Origin of the sequence: Enterococcus sp. DIV2453a (genome assembly GCF_050533535.1) — a bacterium.
Classification (GTDB): domain Bacteria; phylum Bacillota; class Bacilli; order Lactobacillales; family Enterococcaceae; genus Enterococcus; species Enterococcus faecalis.
In genome coordinates this window covers 2,707,201-2,725,504 of record NZ_CP172899.1, presented here as the reverse complement: position 1 = coordinate 2,725,504, position 18,304 = coordinate 2,707,201, and the positions used below count along the sequence as shown (strand labels likewise).

At 40.4% G+C, this 18,304-nt stretch carries 14 protein-coding genes and 1 riboswitch; of the genes, 7 read left to right on the top strand and 7 right to left on the bottom strand.

All coding sequences use genetic code 11. The features are described from left to right. Positions 1–452 precede the first annotated feature (452 nt). From IGK03_RS13155 to IGK03_RS13140, 4 genes are all read right to left on the bottom strand, one after another. Positions 453–1,439 (bottom strand): polyprenyl synthetase family protein, encoded by a 987-nt coding sequence (locus IGK03_RS13155; RefSeq protein ID WP_002358954.1) that lies wholly within the window; start codon positions 1,437–1,439, stop codon positions 453–455. A gap of 37 nt (positions 1,440–1,476) precedes the next feature. Next, entirely contained in the window at positions 1,477–2,034 is a 558-nt protein-coding gene (locus tag IGK03_RS13150; RefSeq protein ID WP_002354743.1) for a Gx transporter family protein, read from the bottom strand. Between the two features lie 11 nt (positions 2,035–2,045). Then, positions 2,046–2,468, bottom strand: a complete 423-nt coding sequence (locus tag IGK03_RS13145; RefSeq protein WP_002358956.1) for a NusG domain II-containing protein — start codon at positions 2,466–2,468, stop codon at positions 2,046–2,048. A gap of 581 nt (positions 2,469–3,049) precedes the next feature. Next, entirely contained in the window at positions 3,050–4,996 is a 1,947-nt protein-coding gene (locus tag IGK03_RS13140) for an NAD(P)/FAD-dependent oxidoreductase (RefSeq protein WP_002354747.1), read from the bottom strand. 277 nt (positions 4,997–5,273) lie between these two features. Here IGK03_RS13140 and pplA point away from each other — a divergent pair, with 277 nt between their 5' ends. The 5 genes from pplA to IGK03_RS13115 all read left to right on the top strand — a co-directional run bounded on the left by pplA (position 5,274) and on the right by IGK03_RS13115 (position 13,157). Continuing rightward, on the top strand, positions 5,274–6,203 hold the full coding sequence (pplA, locus tag IGK03_RS13135) for an extracellular electron transfer flavoprotein PplA (RefSeq protein WP_002367507.1): 930 nt from the start codon (positions 5,274–5,276) through the stop codon (positions 6,201–6,203). 255 nt (positions 6,204–6,458) lie between these two features. Further along, the gene (locus IGK03_RS13130; RefSeq protein WP_002354751.1) at positions 6,459–7,526 is read left to right on the top strand and encodes an FAD:protein FMN transferase; all 1,068 of its coding nucleotides are present in this window, start codon (positions 6,459–6,461) and stop codon (positions 7,524–7,526) included. Positions 7,527–7,539: 13 nt separating this feature from the next. Beyond that, a complete protein-coding gene (menA, locus tag IGK03_RS13125; RefSeq protein ID WP_002358958.1) occupies positions 7,540–8,487 on the top strand; it encodes a 1,4-dihydroxy-2-naphthoate polyprenyltransferase in 948 nt (315 codons plus the stop codon). Between the two features lie 385 nt (positions 8,488–8,872). Further along, positions 8,873–9,235, top strand: a complete 363-nt coding sequence (locus IGK03_RS13120) for an LPXTG cell wall anchor domain-containing protein (RefSeq protein WP_104845584.1) — start codon at positions 8,873–8,875, stop codon at positions 9,233–9,235. Next, positions 9,222–13,157: a WxL domain-containing protein gene (locus tag IGK03_RS13115; protein WP_430602383.1), complete on the top strand. Its 3,936-nt coding sequence runs from the start codon at positions 9,222–9,224 to the stop codon at positions 13,155–13,157. The genes IGK03_RS13120 and IGK03_RS13115 overlap by 14 nt, the downstream gene beginning before the upstream one ends. 197 nt (positions 13,158–13,354) lie before the next feature. Here IGK03_RS13115 and pepG1 read toward each other — a convergent pair whose 3' ends face one another. The 3 genes from pepG1 to IGK03_RS13100 form a co-directional block, all read right to left on the bottom strand. Further along, a complete protein-coding gene (gene pepG1 / locus IGK03_RS13110) occupies positions 13,355–13,498 on the bottom strand; it encodes a type I toxin-antitoxin system toxin PepG1 (protein WP_080270554.1) in 144 nt (47 codons plus the stop codon). Between the two features lie 293 nt (positions 13,499–13,791). Beyond that, on the bottom strand, positions 13,792–13,935 hold the full coding sequence (locus IGK03_RS13105) for a putative holin-like toxin (protein ID WP_430602381.1): 144 nt from the start codon (positions 13,933–13,935) through the stop codon (positions 13,792–13,794). A gap of 330 nt (positions 13,936–14,265) precedes the next feature. Continuing rightward, positions 14,266–15,882, bottom strand: coding sequence for a phosphatase PAP2/LCP family protein (locus tag IGK03_RS13100; protein ID WP_002408396.1), 1,617 nt, complete (start codon positions 15,880–15,882; stop codon positions 14,266–14,268). Positions 15,883–15,973: 91 nt separating this feature from the next. Then, positions 15,974–16,140: riboswitch (M-box (ykoK) riboswitch) on the bottom strand. 203 nt (positions 16,141–16,343) lie between these two features. Here IGK03_RS13100 and IGK03_RS13095 point away from each other — a divergent pair. Then, positions 16,344–17,639, top strand: coding sequence for an AAA family ATPase (locus tag IGK03_RS13095; protein ID WP_002410675.1), 1,296 nt, complete (start codon positions 16,344–16,346; stop codon positions 17,637–17,639). A gap of 8 nt (positions 17,640–17,647) precedes the next feature. Then, positions 17,648–18,280, top strand: coding sequence for an RloB family protein (locus tag IGK03_RS13090; protein WP_033625218.1), 633 nt, complete (start codon positions 17,648–17,650; stop codon positions 18,278–18,280). Positions 18,281–18,304 lie beyond the last annotated feature (24 nt).

Here is an 18,304-nt window from a genome sequence, read left to right as displayed (position 1 = left end):
AAACGGTCTACCCGAGAGCGTATATCTAGTACGCTCTCTTCGTGTTTATTATAGCAAGTTGAAACGGAAAAGTCGAATAGTAAATAAAAAAGAAAGCGTATTCTAGGAAGGCACAAATGTGTTATACTACACAAGTAGGAAGTTTATGACGGTGGCAATTTCTCAAAAAAGGGGGACTGCCAATGTTTTTGCTTGTTTGCTCTTTCCCTAGAAAGGAATAGTAGTGACTGTCTTTGAAGCATTGATGCTTGCGATTGCTTTCGCAACATTAATTGTCAAAATCAGTAATAAAAACGACAAAAAATAAACCCGTCATAACCTTTAGCGAAGATTGACGGGTTTATTTCCTAATTAATTCAGCTACCGTCTTAAACGCTCTCTTCGTTTTTATTATACCAAGGTATCACCTAAAAAGCTAGCCGCTAAATCCTCAATAGGATCCAGCGGCTTTTTTAATTTTCTCTTGTCAAAATCGTTTGTGTAATTTCATACAATTGTTCTTTCGCTTGGGCCTTTGTTTCAGGAAGTTTGCTGATTTCTTTCAGCGCTTTTTCTGTGTAATGAGTGGCTAATTGTTGGGCCTTTTCTACGCCACCTAGTTCATGGACAAGACGATAAATTTCCTGTGTTTCTTCATCGGTCAAGGCTTCTTTTTTCATTAAAAGTGGCAACAAGACTTCACGATTGGCTTCAAGTGCATAAATCAAGGGCAAAGAATACACGCCTTGACGTACGTCTTCTAAGACGGGTTTGCCGATAGCGTCAGCAGTTTGTGTATAGTCCAAAATATCATCAATAATTTGAAAAGCCAGTCCGATATTTTCGCCGATTTCACCACAACGTTTGGCAAAACGTTGGGAGGTGCCACTTTCATAGGCACCGACAAAACAACTTAGCGCAAACAGTTCCGCAGTTTTCCCGGAAATATTTTTTAAATATTGGTCAATCGTTACCTCGAAATTATAGCGATTGTCCATTTGACCAAGCTCACCAGTCAGGACTTTTTCCATACTACGCGAATTTAATTGAATGCTTTTTAATGAAGAAGAATAATCAGATAAGAGCTTGAAACAGCAAACAAAAAGATAATCGCCTGTATACACGGCTGTGCTATTTCCAAAGCGCGAACGCAATGTTGGCAAGCCACGACGCGTATCAGCTTCATCGACAATATCGTCGTGAACTAACGTGGCGGTATGCAGTAATTCAATGGAAGCCGCTAACGCTGTCGCCTTTTTAGGGTCCCGCTGTTCACCAAAATAAGAGAACAACAGTTGGTAGGCTGGACGTAGCAATTTGCCGCCAGAATGAATCATGTCATGGACAGCAGCTTGAATCTCTTGATTATCGATTTGAACCGCTTGTTCCATCAAGCGAAGAGTAGTTGTTAATTCTTTTGATAACGTAGGATAGGTATTCCACATAGGATGTATATTCATAAGATGACTCCTTTAATTGTGGCGGACAGGTTTTCAATTAGAAAAATTGACTCCACTTATGTTTCGTTGTTTGTTCATAATTCAGTTGGAATTTTCGTAACGTCTGGACATGTTGTAGTAAATAATTAGCGGCAATCCCAATCGCAATCCCCGAAAGTAACCCAAACAGAGATAGAAATGGTAAGTACAGCATCGGCGCCCACGAATGAGCAAAGAAAGAGGTCGTTAGCAACTGACCAACGTTGTGTAAGAAACCACCAACGGCACTAATCCCGATAATGCTGACCCGTTTTGGCCCCAGCTGCTTGACAAGCAACATGCCGAAATAACTTAATAAGGCACCACTGGCACTATAGAAAAAGGTCGAAAGTGTACCGCCCAGTAATGTCGTTAAAATCAAACGTAAACAGACTAGGAAAAAACTATCACGCTTACGCATGGTGAAAATCGCAATAATAGTAATTAAATTTGCTAGACCGAGCTTTGCCCCAGGAGCAAATGCGAAAGGGTAAGGAATCATATTTTCGATTAAACCAATAATGACCCCTTGGGCAACGAGCATAGCAATATAAATATTCTTGTGTAATTTGCTCATAGTTGTCGTGCTTAATAAATTAAGCTACCGTCTTCACTCCCATCAGAAGCTTCCACGGTGATAAACAAATTGTGGGGTAGACAGGCAATCGGGGTTTCACCAGGTTTGGAAATCCAGCCTCGCCGAACATCCACTAAGTCAGCACAGTTGGCTTCCTTCACGCGGATACGATCACCATCTACTTCAATCAGGTTGTAATCACCGTCTTTTGCTTCGTATTTATATGTATAATGCGGGCCGTCCTTTTTTAAGTCAAAGACTTTGATTACTTTGTTGTCTACTTTCAAGACTGCTTGATACGTAGCCGCTTCTTGACCACGGTTTTGCATGGCAAAAACAACAAGGGGCAGAAAAGAACCAAGAACTAAAACAGCAATAATAATAACGTCCCATGTTTTCAAGCGACTTTTCTTAATGAATTCTTTAATCGTCATTTTCTTCTCTCTCCTTTGGTGTTTTTTTCTTGTCTATCATAACACAGTGAACGAGCTTGGAACAAAAATTATTTTGAATTTTTGTTCCAAGCTCAAAAACTGATAAACGGCGGGAACAGAACCAACACTACGCGTTGCTCCGATCTCAACAACTTCTAAGAGCTAAAGCTCTAAGAGTTGAAGGTCCTTCGGAAATAAGCCGAAATTGTTGAGAATCACGAAGAACGTAGTGATTCGATGATGAACAATACCTACTTGGTCTCCAAAAATTAAAGAGCACCGAGTAGGTATCATGCAACATCAACTCTTTCCTCGTTGTGTTTTATGACAATTTTCGGAAATTCCTTCTTATTGCTGAGAAACACTATTTGCAAAGCAAATAGATGTTGAACAGTACCTACTTGGTTCTCGGAGCTAAACGATTCTGTCCCGACCTCAGTTGAGCCACCATATTATATAAAAGAAAATATGTGGGACAAAAGTCATGCTTGACTGCTGTCCCACATACTAAATCCTATGATAGTCAGCTGGAGACATGTGTCTCAGCTTTTGCTCGTAGTTGTCAATCGATTATCGATTGCTTACTTACCGCCGTATCTAGCTTTCGGGGTACCATACCACGCTTTACCAAGTTTGCGTTGAATCCATGGAATTACCCAGCGGTCTAAACCGACAGCACGGCCTGAACCGTTCATCAAAGCAAAAGCGACAAAGATAAACCAGATATTTACCCAATAGAACATGCCAGATAAACAGAAGGCAATTGTTAAACCAATTGTAGCAGCACTTGATAACCAAGTGAATAAACCAGCAATCAATGCTAAAGCAATACATACTTCAACGATTGTCATGAATTTTTGCATGAACAAAGCAACTTCTTGGTTTGGCATCATAAATTTCATTACGCTTTCGAACCATTTAGGCATGTGATCAAACACTTGCATTGGTGTTTCGCCGTAAGCGTAGCTTAAACCAAAGTGCGCTGCTTGTGTTGCCGCATCGGCACCACCGCTTGCCGCCGCATCCGCCGCACCACTTGCAGCAGTTGTTGCTGTTTCAGTTGCTTGAGAAGCACCTGTTGTTACTTGTTCTTGTAACCAAGGGAATGGGAAAACGACTTTATCTGTGAACCAAGAACCATCACCAAACCAAGTGCTTGGTTTCAAGTAATCGCCGTTGCCGACAATTTTCTTCATTGATTCGACTAACCAAACCATACCATAGAAGACACGTAGCGGAACACTCCACAAGACATTGCCGTAACGAGACGTATGTCCGCGAGCAACAGAACGATCATCTTTAATATGGAAGATTTCGTGCATAATGTATTGGAACATGTAGTAACCAGAACGAATATCAAAGAAGTATTTCAAGTTAACGATATGTTTCATAATGATGGCTAAGAAACCACTCAAATGAATTTTATCGAATAAGTTGGCAACGCCCCATTTCGCGCCGATGGAAACCATGAATCCTTGGTAGTTTCCTTTAAAGGCGTGTTTTTCGCCGCCTTTAATATCTGCAACGATGTTGGCAGCCGCAGTATGACCTGTTTGTTCAGCTGCTTGAACGATTTGAGGAGTTGGTGTGTTTGGTGTTTCTTCGTAATAAACCAAGTCACCAATGATATAAATGTTTTTGTCTTCGTAACCTTTTGCTTGCATGTATTCATTCGCAACTAAACGACTACCACGTGCTGCTTCTAAACCAAAGTCAGCGGCATCAGAAGTTGCTTTCACACCAGCTGTCCAGATTAACGTATGCGTTGGTACTTCAGAACCATCTTTTAATTTAATGTGATCTGCTGCAACTTCAACGATTGGTGAGTTCAATAATAATTGAACATTTTTCTTTTCTAGATAACGTTCTGCTTTGGCAGCATCGTTACGAGATAACATGTTTAAGATGGTTGGCATTGCTTCAACAACCATTAATGTAATTTCGTCTGGATCAATTTTGGCATCTTTCGCTAAACGATCTTTCCAGTCGATTAATTCGCCGACCATTTCGATCCCAGTAAAACCAGAACCACAGACAACGAATGTTAACATTGCTTTGCGTACTTCAGCATCTGGTTCGATGGCTGCTTTAGCAACGGTTGCTTCAATGTGATGACGAATTTTCACTGCATCATCAAATGACCATAAGGTGAAACCATTTTCTTTCACGCCTGGTGTTCCAAAGTCGTTTGGTTCGCCACCCATACCCAGAATTAACTGGTCAAATGGATAAGAACCTGCTAAAGTTTTCACAACTTTGTTTTCTTTGTCGATCCCAGTAACAGTATCTGTTACCAATTTTACGTTTTTCTTGCGTGAGAACAAACGTTGTAAGTCGTATTGAATTGCTTCTGGTTCAACACGTCCGCCTGCTACTTCATGCAATTCGGTCATCATAGTGTGGTAAGAATGGCGATCAATCAATGTGATTGTTACGTCCGTATCTTTTTTAAATTTCTTTGCTAGAAATTTAGTAGCTGAAACGCCAGCATACCCAGCACCTACAACGACAATATTTTGCTTTGTCATTGACAATCCGCTCCTTAATATTGTAAGTAGTAAAATAGTGATAATGATTAATAAGTACACAATCGACTAACATTATATAAGTATTTCACGAATTTGTCTAATATAAATTTTAATTGTCAACAAATTTACTCCAACGATGAGTTTTTGATGAAAAAAAGACCGAAATGTAAATATTTTTAGGGGATGGTCTTGACAACGTTTTTAAAACCATTATAATGTGTAATGTATCACAAACTTTTAATGTTTGTGAAAATCATGAAAGAAAAGGTGACTATCAATGAAAGTGAATAAATTTGTTAAAGGTTTTGCGGCAATTGCATTATTTAGTTTAGTATTAGCAGGCTGTGGCGCAGACAAGAAAGACAACACAACGAACTCTTCTAGCGCAGCATCTTCAGAAACGAAAAAATCAACTGAATCATCAGCACCAGCGAAAAAAGTTGCCGGTGGCGATTTAAAAGATGGTACGTATAAATTAGAAGAAAAAAATGAAAAAAATGGTTACCGTGCAGTCTTTGAAATGACTGTAAAAGACGGCAAAATCACTGAATCTAAATATGACAACATCAATGCTGACGGCAAATCTAAAACAGAAGACACTAAGTATGAAGAAAGCATGAAAGCAAAATCTGGTGTTGGACCAAAAGAATACATCAAACAATTAAACGATTCTTTTGTTAAAGCACAAAGCGCAAGCGGTGTGGAAGTAGTAACTGGTGCGACTCATTCATCTGAATCATTCCAAAACTACGCACAACAATTAATCCAAGCAGCACAAGCTGGTAACACAGACACAATCGAAATCGACAATGGGGCAACATTGAAAGATGGTACGTACTCATTGAAAGAAAAAAATGACTCAAACGGCTACCACACAACATTCTCAATGACTGTGAAAGATGGTAAAGTAACTGAATCTAACTACGATAACGTGAACGCTGACGGCAAATCTAAAAAAGATGACACTGAATACGAAAGCAAAATGAAAGACGTTACTGGCGTTGGACCAAAAGAATATATCGAAACATTAAACAAAGAATTTGTTAAAGCAATGGGCGAAGAAGACGGCTCACCTGCAGGTGTTGAAGTGGTAACTGGTGCAACACACAGCACACATTCATTCATCAACTACGCACAACAATTAGTGAACGCTGCTGAAAAAGGCGACACAACTGAAATCGTTGTTGACAACATCGTAACAAAATAAGTAATAATAAATGAATCGTGAAGTAGTTCCTGAAACGCTTTTCAGCAATTACTTGACACCATTGAGGGGTTGGGAAAAAGTCGGTTGGCTGACTTTCCCGCCCCTTTTTCTTCGCTAGTTCTGTCCATCATTTCACAAATTTTTTTCACAGAAATTTGTGAATTTCCAAGAGAAAGACTTTTCATTTTTTCCAAAAAAGGCTACTATGCAAGAGAACTTATTTTTTAATTAAAGAAGGAAAGAAGAGGGAATCCTATGAAAAAGAAACTTCTGCTCATGGTGAGTGTTCTAGCAGTGCTGTTTGTGGCAGCTGCTTGTTCCTCAAAACCAGAAGCGAAAATTAATACAGAACCATACTCTGACCGTCAAACAATGCTTGGTACCTACGTTCAAATTCGCATCTACGATGATGGCAAAGAAGACGTCTTACCGAAAGCTTTTGCCCGTGTCAAAGAACTAGGCGATAAAATCACCGTCAACCAACCAGGTTCAGAAATTGATGAAATCAACCAAGAAGCAGGCGTGAAACCAGTCAAAGTCTCAGATGACCTGTATCCTTTGTTGAAAAAAGCCTATGAATATAGCAAAGACTCCCGCGGCGGCTTCGACATGGCAATTGGTCCAATCACCTCTATGTGGCACATTGGCTTCGATGATGCCCGCAAACCAAGCCAAGCCGAAATTGATCAAGCCTTGAAACTTGTCGATTACACGAAAGTCAAATTCAACGACAAAGAGCAAACCGTTTACCTTGAAGAAAAAGGCATGCAATTGGATTTAGGCGCAATTGCCAAAGGCTTCATCACCGACGAAGTCGTGAAAGTCCTCAAAGACAACGGCGTCACCACCGCTATCGTCGATTTAGGCGGGAATGTTTACGTCTTAGGACACAGCCCACGTGGCAAAGACATGGACTGGACAGTCGGGATTCAAGATCCGAATAAAGCCCGCAACACAGTCTTAGGTCAAGTCAAAGAAAGCAACAAAACCTTAGTCACATCAGGAATTTATGAACGCTACTTAAAAGTCGATGGCAAAACCTACCACCATCTCTTTGATCGTGAAACTGGCTATCCGTTTGATAACGACATCGCAGGTGTTACCATTATCACCGACAAATCCATCGATGGTGATGGTCTCTCAACAGCCGTCTTCTCAATGGGCGTCAAAAAAGGACTAGAATATGTCGAAAGTCTGAAAGGAACCGATGCCATTTTCGTCACAAAAGACGACAAAGTCTACATCAGCAAAGATATCGAAGGCAACTTTGAAATCGGCAAAGACTCTGGCTATACGATGGGGAATCGGGCCGATTTGAAATAAGGAGCGACTAAAAATGTCTTTAAATGTGTTTTTAAAAGTAGTGGAAATTCAGACGAAGCTTGCCAGTCTCTTTCCCTTCATTATCGGGGTCTTGTTTTCAATGACCTATTTTGGGGAAGTCCAGTGGGGCAACACGCTGGTTTTCTTCATTGGCATGGTGGTCTTTGATATGGCCACCACCGCCATTAATAATTACATGGACTTCAAAAAAGCCAAATCGGACGTCTACAAATATGAAGAAAATATTATCGGACAATCAGGCGTTTCACCACAACTAGTTCGCAACATGATTTTCGCCATGATTGCCTTCACTGCCGTTGTGGGTGCGTACTTGACGGTTCAAACCGGTTGGCTCTTCCTTGTGTTAGGAGGAATTTGCTGCTTCATCGGGATTTTCTACACGTATGGACCGATTCCGTTATCCCGTATGCCCTTAGGAGAAATTTTCAGTGGCTTCACGATGGGCTTAGGCATCTTCGTCTTAACCGTTTACTTGAATGTCGTCACCAATCCGCCTTTTTACTTAACGGTTGATTTCGCCAGTGGCGCCTTTCGCTTAGACGGCAATCTCTGGGCGGTGCTTGCGATTGTCGTGGCGTCCTTGCCTTTGGTCTGTTCGATTGCTAACATCATGCTCGCCAACAATTTACGGGACTTAGACACGGATATTGAGAACCACCGTTATACATTAGTCTATTATATCGGGCGCCCAGCAGGGATTGTGCTGTTTCAAGTGTTAGCGCTAGCTGGTTATCTGGTGATTTTATTCGGCTTCATTAGTGGTATTTATCAATGGCCTGTGTTAATCACGTTTGCCACTTTGCCTGTCATTTGGAAAAATATTCAAACGTTTAAACAAGAATTGCCGCAGCCGAAAAGTTTCCGCCATTCCATTAAGAACTTAATGGTTTTCAATGGCACCTATGCTTTAGGGCTATTAATCAGTGCCTTGCTTGGTTAGAACCTAAAAAAGTGCGAGGAATGCGAAAAAAATCTTGTTTTTTTTAAAAAGAATGCGTCGGAATAATTAAGAAAAGCTCAAAATGTTAGTCTTTAATGCTAACATTTTGAGCTTTTCTCGTTAAAAAGAGTAAAGACTTAAACTTTGAACGCGTGATTTCGAGGGAAAGTAGGCGTAGAACAACATTTTTGTTTATCGATAATTAAATAACGAGCTTGTAAACGTTGTTCTATCAACGTGTTTCAAAAATTTCGCATAGGGTGCGTAAAAATCGTCAACTTCTACAGGGGGTTTCTTTGTTATCATAGAGGTATGAAAAAAGGTTGTTTGAGCAGTAATTGTACAGAAGCTCAAATCTGTTGTTGATTTAAAAGGAGGTTTTTAAATGAAAAAAAAGCGTTATTTAATGATTGTGTGTCTACTATCTTCTCCTAGTTTCTTTATAAATGTTGAAGCATCTGATGGTGGTTCTAGTTCGGTGGGGATTGAATTTTACCAAAATCCGACAACACCCGCTCCTAAAGATGCCCCGCCGAAAACAGATGCGCCAGCTACTGATCCCAAGGGACCAGCTGGTCCTCCGCAAGGAGATCAACGAAGTGGTGGTTCGACACAGACCACCACAACTGGCTCAACGCTCCCTCGTACAGGGAGCAAGAGTCAGGCAAATCTTAGCATTCTCGGCTTGGTCTTAATTGGCCTTGTCGGAATGGTACATAGAAAGAAGGGACGACATGAAGCGAAATAAATGGCAACGTCTTGCAGCTATTGGCTTATGTGGTTCTTTGCTAGTGAATGCCTTTTCGGGCGTGACGGCAGTTGCGGAAACCGTCACGATTGAAAGTAGTCCGACCGCTGAAAGTAGCGTCAAGGAAGAAACGCAAGCAAGTAGTGAAACGCAAGAAACAACGACTGAAACAAGTCGAGAAGAAGTAACAAAGGAAATAGAGAAACAAGCAGAAGTGGCGGTAGAAAAGAAGGAAGCACCGCCAGTGAAAGCGGAGCAAAAAGAAGCGGAAGCTCAGCAGGAGGTGCAACTCACACCGCAACTCCCAGTACAAATCCAGAATCGAGCGATTGGGGTTAAGGCAGGAAATTTAGCCTCGCTTGATTCCCAATTTAGGGAGTTATCTAGAAATGAAAGGAATAGGACGCAACTAGTCACTCCAGAAGCACGGTTGGGACTTAATCTTACTTCGAAGGATAACACGCCATTAAATACATCAGACTTCAAATTAAAAACAGAGATGGGCCTAACGAGATGGATTCAAACTACTACTACGAGTGGGTGGTTTGTCCATTCTGATCAAACTATGGTAGCCCCTAATATCCCCACAGAGACGGGGATTGATATTATTTTACCTAGTCAAACAGCCGTAATTGGTTTTGTTTACAGATCAGATATAAGCCTTTACTATCTGAAAGATCCTGAGTTGACTGTACCCAAGTATATAGATACGGTTGAATTGAAAGCACCTGCGAATGGCTACACATACAGACGCTATATTGGTGCTACGGGAATAGGAAATCCTCCAAATGTTGGAGATTATCCTATGAATGTTAGTTTAGTGAAAACGAACGATACGTATGTAATTAATCAACCTAAAGCATCTGTTTGGCCAGTATCGCCAGCACCACCAATTGGTTATCAAGCAGAAATCCGCTCATCTCCAGCAGCTAGTACTGAAGATTATAATATTTCTGCTAGCGCATTTTATGTTACACAACAAGATTACGCTTTAGTAGTTACCCACAAAAAAGTCACCGAAAACTTCGTAGATGCTACAGGTGCCAAAATTACACCACCAACTGGTTTCACGCAAGGACAACAAACAAGTATTACGAGCAATGACTTCACGTACACCAGTGCCAAAGCCTTGCCAGATGCGTACAAGGCAGGCGGCAAGACCTACAAATTCAAAGGCTGGTACAAAGGTACTGACAAAACAGCTCTGAAAACGACGAAAACACCAAGTTATGCCGTCACTTACGATGACAAGGATGACATGACGGCGGTTTATGAAGTGGACACAGGTAAAGATTACAATTTTCCAAGTAAGACTGTGAATTTCCAATTTATCGATGAAGCAGGGACGATTATATCGCCAACGCCGTTTACAATTACAACCGATTTACAACAAGAAATTAATTCCACTTATACGAAGCTTGGATCGATTACTGGGATCAATTCAGGAAATACCAAACGAGTGACGATTCCTGCCAAAACGATTAGAGCAGATGTATCTTTAGGTGGTGTGAATAATTATGGAACAACCAATACAAGAATCACTATTCCAAAATTTTATGAAAATATCTCTGTCTATACAGGAAGTGCTTATACACAAGCTACGTTGAATCGTTATTCAACTGCAGATAATACATTAATCGGTAACCCAACCAGTAATGCGCCATTGTATTACGGACTAAACAAAATGACAACGACACAATTTAAAGTGAGTGAGTATGATTCGACTACTACAATTCCAGAACAATCGGAGTATCTGTATAATCGATTGTATGTATCAGGTGCATCCCGTTTATTTAATTCTTACGTTACGCCAGTAGGGACGATTTACTATCAGTTAACCAATCGCAAGGTCACCGAAAACTTCGTCGATGCCAGCGGTGCTAAAATCACGCCACCAACAGGCTTTACCCAAGGCAACAAAGTAGTGATTGATAGTGAGAACTTCACCTACACCAGTGCCAAAGCCTTGCCAGATACCTACACAGTAGGGGACAAAAATTACAAGTTCAAAGGCTGGTACAAAGGCACTGATCAAACCAAAATGAAAACGACGAAAACACCAAGTTATGCCGTCACTTACGATGACAAAGATGATATGACGGCGGTTTATGAAGAAGTCCAAGAAATCACTGTTCACCCAGGATTCTACGCAGAGTTTGTCGATGAACAAGGAAAAGCGTTCACGAATCCACTTACGCTTTCTGGAAACTATACAGAATTTTTCAGAAAAACCGCCACTAGTCCCTTTGAAGCAACAGGTTCGCTTTACCCAATGGTGGGAAGTAAAGAGGCAACCGTTGCTAATCGCTATAAAGTAGAAACCAAGCAAAACGTCTTGATTCCTAATGATTATGAACTTTTTTCTGATCTACCAACAGGTGTTTTAAATAAAGGTTTTGCGTTGAACAACTTTGATATTACGAATGAATTGAAGTATGTTGACAAAGTGGAAGCAACAACGAAAACCATTACGTTGTACGACTACGAGACCATTAGTGACATTGGCACCAACCTTCTATCAGATTCAGCAACGACTAGTTTTACTAGTTTTGAAACAGTGTTTAACAGAGAGACGAACAATACTTTTTCTGTTAAGGCAAGGTGGGGCCAATCAGGACTAACAAGAGATGTCCTTCCTAGTCTATTATTTCTAACTAGTGCAAATTCCCAACCAAGATTATTTGGTTTCGATGGAACTAGCGACTACAAGCAAACGATAAACTATAAAGTCACACGAAAACAAGTCACCGAAAACTTCGTTGATGCCGCGGGTACTAAAATCACGCCACCGACAGGTTTCACGCAAGGGAAACAAACACCAATGACAAGCAACAGCTTCAAGTATACGGCGGCGAGAGCTTTGCCAGCTAGTTATTCAGCTGGTGGCAAAGCCTATACTTTCCAAGGTTGGTACAAAGGTAAAACCAAACCAAACACATTGACAACAAGTACGACGCCAACATATAACACAACCTTTGATGGCAATGACGACATGACGGCAGTGTATAAAGAGGAAGTGGCAAAAGCGAGTGTTACTTTAACACGCACTACAGCTGAAACAGTGACTAGCGGCGGCAACGTCACATGGCGTGCTACGATTACCAATACAAGCCAAGCACCATTAACTACGGCGACCATCAAGAAATCAACGGCTTGGACAACTGGCTTAGCAGCACCAACTGCCATGATCGTTACACCAGTTGGCGGCACGGCGAAAACCGTCCCAGTCACAGCGACTACTTGGACTAATGGCGTTAGCTTAGGGACTGACATCCCAGTAGGGAAATCTGCCACGGTTCAGTTCACTACCAAAGCGACGGGGACAGCGGGGCAAGTCTTGCGTGCAGGGATTACCACCAGTGGGAATTACAGTGGCATTTCTGCTTCGGCAACTGTTCGTGTGAAAGACAATGATCAGGCGATTGTTACACCAACGGCTGAAGGCTTCATCAGTGTCCCAACTTTCAATTTTGGTCAGATAGGGATTGCAGGAAACACACAACAGCATGGCCTGAAGAAAGCCGCTGATTACTACGGCAACGGTACACGCAATCCCTATCTGCGAATTAAGAAAACTCAACCGAATTGGAGCTTAACGGCACAACTGTCCCAACCAAAATCAGCTACAGACAGCTTGCCAACAGCGACTCGCCTATTATTAGGCACGGCTCCTGTTTCAAGTTTCTCCAATTACAATCAACCAACGGAGTTGAAAAACATGATTGGCACCACGACTGCCATTAACTTAACGGCAAATAACACGGCTACGAACATCGTTGCCAACCAACAATTTACTGGCAGTAATGTCTATCAACTAGACTTCGCATTTGATAATATCAAATTAGAAGTACCAGCTAGTCAAGGCATGACTGGTCAACAATACCAAGCTGCAGTCACGTGGAATTTAGTGACTGGCCCATAAAAATAAAAATGCCCGAGCCTTGAAATAGGAGGCTCGGGCATCTTTTATTGATGGTCTTTTTAGGGGCGTTGTGCTACAATAGCAATGAAAAGAGAGATATGCTGTAACATACCTCTCTAGTGTAGAGCCGTTACTAACGGTGACAAAATTTTAAAGATTTTGAAATGACCGTCTAACTAGGCAAAGTTAAACAGCGGTCATTTCTTTTTGTCTTCTTTAAGCAATTTCACAATCAGTGCAATCAAAGCAATGGTAAACATACCAAACCCTAGGATCGTCTGAATTGTCTCATATGCTGACAAAAGGCCTCTCCTTTCATAGATTTTAGTACTTACATTCATAAGCACCACCACCGAAAGGGGAAAGCATCTGCTCCTACGCTTCTCGCTTTGTTGCGATTCTCGTCGCAAAGCGCATGTTCCTGTGCGCTTGCCGCCGCCATAACTTCTCTACGCTTAGAGTATACCATGTAGAACTAAAAAATAATTAGTTTACAATATATTTTTTTAGGCAATTGTGCTATAATAGCAATGAAAAGAGAGATATGCGCCAACATACCTCTCTAGTGTAGAGCCGTTTAAGACGGTGACCTTTTTAGTTACAAAAAATAACCGTACTCAGTTAAAGTAGACGGTTATTTTTTCTTGTCTTCTTTAACAGCTTTTAGGATTCCGAAGATTAACGTTGCGATAAAAGAACCGAAACTAATCATCAGAGCTAAAGCTTCTGCGATAGACAAAAGGCATCTCCTTTCATAGATTTTAGCACTTACATTCATAAGAACCACCACCGAAAGGGGAAAGCATCTGCTCCTACGCTTCTCACTTCGTTGCGATTCTCGTCGCAAGGCGCATGTTCCTGTGCGCTTGCCGCCGCCATAACTTCTCTACGCTTAGAGTATACTATGTAAAACAAAAAATAATTAGTTTCCAATATATTTTTTAGGCAATTGTACTATAATGGTAATGAAAAGAGAGCTATGCGCTAACATACCTCTCTGATGTAGAGCCGTTACTAACGGTGACAAAAATTAATATTTTTGAAATGACCGTCTAACTAGCCAAAGTAAGCAGCGCCCCTTTCATTAAGGGGCGCTGCTTTTTAGTCGTTATTGCGATTGTTCAGTGTCTTTTGTAGAGAGGTTCATTTGTTCTTTAATAGCATTTTCGACACGTTGGCGTTCACTCTCTTCCACAAGTTGATAAGAAATACCTTCAATCCCTGTCACGCCATCGCCAGTGTAATCGTAGCCTTTTAATTGATCGGTTTCAATCGTTTTTAGTGCGGGGGTGTATTTTTTTAGCATTGCCATCATTTGGTCAAAGGATAAGTCGGTTTCGCCATGTTCGCCGATTACGTCCAGAATTTCTTGATATTTTAGCAAGCTGTTAAAAGAAAGTAGTTTGTTGGTTAATTCGATTAAAACTTCTCGTTGGCGGCGTTGACGACCATAGTCGCCTTCGGGGTCTTCGTAACGCATGCGCGCGTATTGTAAAGCTTCCCAGCCCCCTAAATGCTGTTTGCCTTTCGGATAATGAATCCCTTCAGCGTCAAAAGCAAAGGCATTGTCAACAGTGACGCCGCCCACCGCATCGCCAAGGTCCTTCATAGCATCCATATCAATTGAAAAGTAATGATTGATTGGGATGTGCAAGACATTTTCAACCGTTTTAATTTGCATATCGGCACCACCGAAAACGTGGGCCGCATTGATTTTATTGTATTCGCCATTGGTGCCAGCCATTTCCACATAGTAGTCGCGCGGGATGCTGGTGATGGTAGTTTTTTGTAATTGATTATTCACTGTAACCACCATTAAGGCGTTGGAGCGGTAATCGGTTTTGCGTTTTGAGTCATTCGCAATTCCCATAATTAAGAAACTAACCGGCTCACCTTTGGCTAAATCGGGACTCTTCGTGGAAGATTTTCTTGGTTTATACATGGTGTTCGCCGTTTTTTGCAAATTACGATACATGCTGACGCCGTAAGCGGAAACAGAAAGTGTGCCTAAAAATAAAAGGGTTAAACTAAAGACCACGAATAAACTTTTTCTTTTACGAGAATGGCGGCGCCGGCGTTGTGTCGGTACTTCTGCTTCCTCTGGTTCAGGTGCCGGCAAATAACGTTGAACAATTTGAAATGAAAAGTTGATCCAGCTATAACTTAGGAGCATCCCAGCGATGACATCACTAGGATAATGAACGCGTAAGATTAAGCGACCTAACACAATCAAAACTAAATAAGTGAGTAAGAAAATTTTGATTCCTTTGGTTTTTTCGACATGAAGATAGGCCAAAATGATCAAAATCGTACAGACTAGCGCCATTGCTAATAATGAATGTCCGCTGGGAAAGCTAGCAGAGCTTCGATCAGCTAAAGCGCCTAGGTTTGGTCGAGCCCGACCCACCACATGTTTAAAAACGCTCCCTAAAAAGCCGACAGCTAATAGGTTACTGACAGCCCAAAAGGCTAGAATTTTTTCTTTTTTGCGTAAAAGGTACACCATCAATAATAAGAAGAATAGCAGCATTGGTCCAATTGTGGCTGTTTTTGCTAACAGATTGACCGCTGTTAAAAGTGGGGCATTTAATTGCCATTTGATGTGATAGATAGCTTCGTCCATTTGTTGAAACCAATTTGGACTAGCCGCCACTAACAAAGTGAGGAAAGAAAAACAAAGCGTTGTTAGGGCATAAAGTGGAAATTTTTTATTCGATGTTTGCATGAGAATCCCTTTCTTTTTCCCTTGAAAGAGTAGACTAAGCCAGCATCGATTGTAAATAAGCGCTTGCGACTAAACAGGACACAGCAAGCCAATCGGTTCTCATCGTCTGAGCTTTAGCACTATCCAACGTAAAGATTTCTCTTAGCTATTTTTAGAAGAGCCTTAATTCGACCATTCCTGTTTTACACATTGGTGTCTTTCGACATTTCTGCGCAATAGCCTATGTTTGAATAGGAGCCTCACCTAACAAGGTTATTTTATCTAACGCTAGAAGTATAGAATTTATGCAGCGGTTCTCACAATGAAGTTTAAGAAAATTTATTGTTTTTTAAATAAATTTAAAGGTGTGGGGGAAAAGCGTTATTTTGGGAAATTTATTTTAAAAACGGAAAAACGTTTTACAGTATCAGTCTTTAACGATATAATAAAAGAATAGATGAAAAAACGAGGAGGTGAACAGCATGCTAGTTAATTTTACAGTCAAAAATCTTCTATCTTTTAAAGAGGAACAAACACTTTCCCTACAAACAGGCGCGTATTTACGAAAGTATGTCAATAATCGTTTCGAAGTGAAGCCTAAAAATTATCCAGAAAAACTAAGGTTACTGAAGAGTGCCATTGTTTTTGGGGGAAATGGTTCAGGAAAATCAAATTTAGTGAGTGGGTTAAATGCGTTAAAAACTTTGGTTTTAAGAGAACAAGCTTCGATTAATGATGCTTTATTATATGAACCTTTTGCGTTAGACCCTCTCACTAAACAAAGCCCATCTGTTATGACCATTGAATTTATTAATGACAGTGTCTTGTATCGCTATTCGTTAGCTAACACAGCGCGCGAAGTAGTTAAGGAATCTTTAGAGATTTATGACAAAACGCAGGATGATTTTGTTTATTATTTTAAGAGAGACGGTGCGGAATCTTCCGTTTTTCCAGAAAAATATCAAGAATACCAAACACAAATTAAGTCTAATTCGTTAGTTATCCATACGTTGGAATCAAAAAATGATCAGCACGCTACGAATGTCGTTCGTTGGTTTGCCAATCAGTTAGTTATTTTTGATGGATCTTTACGGAATATTGAACGGTTGAACAATGAAAAAGACAAAGAGAAAGTCTTGAACTTTTTGAAACTTGCGGATATGAACATGGTTGACCTAGTTCCTGTGAAAGACAAAGAGGAAGATTACTCGAAACAAGAAAAATTAGCCGCTGTTTTAGAACGAATTATCCAAGAAAAAGACCCGACTATTGAAATTGGTCGAGTCAAGAAAAGTCTGTATTCGCTGTACTCTGTTTATAACCAATATGATGAAATGAATCAAGTGGTCGGACAAGAACGTATTCATTATGATTTGGAATCTTCTGGGACGAAAAAATTAATTGGCTTAGCGCTAAATATTTTATTTAATCCAGAAGAAAAAGTTTTTGTTTTTGATGAATTTGATGATGCGTTTCATCAAGAGTTGTCAGGAACATTGTTAGAAGCGTTCAATGCCATGGAGACGAATACACAATTTATCTTGACCTCCCATGAACTTCATTTGATGGATAATCAATTGAGAAAGGATCAAATTTACTTCACAGATAAGAATTATCGTGGTGCCAGCGAATTATACGCTTTGTATGACTTTGAAGCAGACCCAAAAAAAGGTCGCGGAGATATCACATATTATCGCCGTTATTTAAATGGTCTGTTTGGTGGTGTTCCTCATATTGATCGAAGTGAAATCGTTCAGGCAGTGAAGGTAAAGGAGTAGAAGTTGGTATGCCAAAAATAAAAAGGGTAAAAAAAGGAAAGAAATTAAAACCAAATGTCATGATTTTTTGCGAAGGAGAAACAGAAGAAGCTTACCTTAGATTGATTAAACGAAAATATTCTGCAGTCAATATTAAAAGTAAACTCAAAGTAAAAACATGTAGACGTCAAGGAGAGGCGTTGGTCGAATACGCCGTTTCCTGTATTCGGAGTATGGGAAAAGCGGAGCGAGACAATTATGATTTGTTTTATGTTATGTATGACAAGGACGAACAAACCACAGAATCGATTGAAAACGCGGTAAGATGTGGACAACGACATCGTCCTGAAATCAAGACAATTTTTTCAAATGAATGCTTTGAACTCTGGTTATTACTTCACTTTGAGGAAGTCAATCGATACATGACTAGAGAAAATTTATATGGGAGATTAGAGAAAGTTCTGCATTTAAAAGACAGTTATCGAAATTTTAAAGGCGCAGAAGTATGTAAGTATCTTGAAGAAAAAGTAGCTATTGCTTTTCAGAATACGAATAAAAACTGGTTTTCTCCTTTAGAAGAAATGAAAATCAATGAAAATCCCTATACGAATTTCCCCAAAGAATTGTGCGAAATGTTAGCACAAAAAGAAGTTGATTTTTAAAGAGCAAGAAAGCATCTGTTTAAA

Excerpts from the sequence above, each read along its gene's own strand:
- menA (WP_002358958.1), top strand. The coding sequence starts at position 7,540 with ATGTCTTTAAATGTGTTTTTAAAAGTAGTGGAAATTCAGACGAAGCTT.
- IGK03_RS13115 (WP_430602383.1), top strand. The coding sequence starts at position 9,222 with ATGAAGCGAAATAAATGGCAACGTCTTGCAGCTATTGGCTTATGTGGT.
- IGK03_RS13120 (WP_104845584.1), top strand. The coding sequence starts at position 8,873 with ATGAAAAAAAAGCGTTATTTAATGATTGTGTGTCTACTATCTTCTCCT.
- IGK03_RS13105 (WP_430602381.1), bottom strand. The coding sequence starts at position 13,935 with ATGAATGTAAGTGCTAAAATCTATGAAAGGAGATGCCTTTTGTCTATC.
- IGK03_RS13095 (WP_002410675.1), top strand. The coding sequence starts at position 16,344 with ATGCTAGTTAATTTTACAGTCAAAAATCTTCTATCTTTTAAAGAGGAA.
- IGK03_RS13100 (WP_002408396.1), bottom strand. The coding sequence starts at position 15,882 with ATGCAAACATCGAATAAAAAATTTCCACTTTATGCCCTAACAACGCTT.
- IGK03_RS13150 (WP_002354743.1), bottom strand. The coding sequence starts at position 2,034 with ATGAGCAAATTACACAAGAATATTTATATTGCTATGCTCGTTGCCCAA.
- IGK03_RS13130 (WP_002354751.1), top strand. The coding sequence starts at position 6,459 with ATGAAAAAGAAACTTCTGCTCATGGTGAGTGTTCTAGCAGTGCTGTTT.
- IGK03_RS13145 (WP_002358956.1), bottom strand. The coding sequence starts at position 2,468 with ATGACGATTAAAGAATTCATTAAGAAAAGTCGCTTGAAAACATGGGAC.
- IGK03_RS13140 (WP_002354747.1), bottom strand. The coding sequence starts at position 4,996 with ATGACAAAGCAAAATATTGTCGTTGTAGGTGCTGGGTATGCTGGCGTT.
- pplA (WP_002367507.1), top strand. The coding sequence starts at position 5,274 with ATGAAAGTGAATAAATTTGTTAAAGGTTTTGCGGCAATTGCATTATTT.
- pepG1 (WP_080270554.1), bottom strand. The coding sequence starts at position 13,498 with ATGAATGTAAGTACTAAAATCTATGAAAGGAGAGGCCTTTTGTCAGCA.
- IGK03_RS13155 (WP_002358954.1), bottom strand. The coding sequence starts at position 1,439 with ATGAATATACATCCTATGTGGAATACCTATCCTACGTTATCAAAAGAA.
- IGK03_RS13090 (WP_033625218.1), top strand. The coding sequence starts at position 17,648 with ATGCCAAAAATAAAAAGGGTAAAAAAAGGAAAGAAATTAAAACCAAAT.